At 39.4% G+C, this 670-nt stretch carries 2 protein-coding genes; both read left to right on the forward strand.

Annotated elements, in window-relative coordinates; translation table 11 throughout:
- Nucleotides 1–234, forward strand: a 234-nt coding sequence (locus Q4528_RS12640) for a hypothetical protein (protein WP_303521808.1), incomplete at its 5' end; no start/stop codon positions are given.
- A gap of 149 nt (nucleotides 235–383) precedes the next feature.
- Complete coding sequence (locus Q4528_RS12645; RefSeq protein ID WP_215151343.1) at nucleotides 384–626, forward strand: hypothetical protein; 243 nt, start codon at nucleotides 384–386, stop codon at nucleotides 624–626.
- Nucleotides 627–670 lie beyond the last annotated feature (44 nt).

Genomic DNA, 670 nt, shown 5'->3' on the forward strand with positions numbered 1-670 from the left:
GAGAAAAGGTCCAAAGGCTCTGTAAAAATGAAGGTTCAAAATATAGCTGCCATGCTTGATGATAAAGGGTTTTCCCGTAACAGTAAGGTGTCAGCTCTAGCGGGGTTGCCTGCTGGAGCGTCTGGGCGAGAAACGGATTGGGACTTGGTTAGTGAAATGATAAATATAGGTAAAAGTAATCATTGGGCTAAGTGCAAAGAGATTATTGCTAGGGCACCAAAACAATATAGTTAACAAGTAAAGGTAATCTGACGCGCAAAATTCGCGCGCAGTTGCTTTAGGCGTTATGTATCGATAGCGAATAAAGATCTATCTGTAGATTTATTTATTTTAATAGTAGAGAAAACCAACATCACTTAAGTTGATTTAAAAAGGAAGTAAAATTGAAAAAGTTCTCATTAATTGCACTATCGTTTTCCTTGATTGGTTGTGGTGCTAATCAACCAGCCTATAAAGCCTTTTGGCAAAAGGATGGTGTATCTTATCAACAGGCCGTTACCACTGAGGCCGGATGTCAATTTGAGGTTGGGATGGCTAAACTTCCAAACCCCTCAGAGAAACAGCAGCTGATACAGGCTTGTATGAAGAAAGAAGGGTTTCGTTGGGGAAGATACTTATTGAACTAAATTTACACGTATAACAAAAAAATCAGGTGATGACTGTGGTACAC

This window comes from Staphylococcus pasteuri, from assembly GCF_030547725.1.
Lineage (GTDB): Bacteria > Bacillota > Bacilli > Staphylococcales > Staphylococcaceae > Staphylococcus > Staphylococcus pasteuri.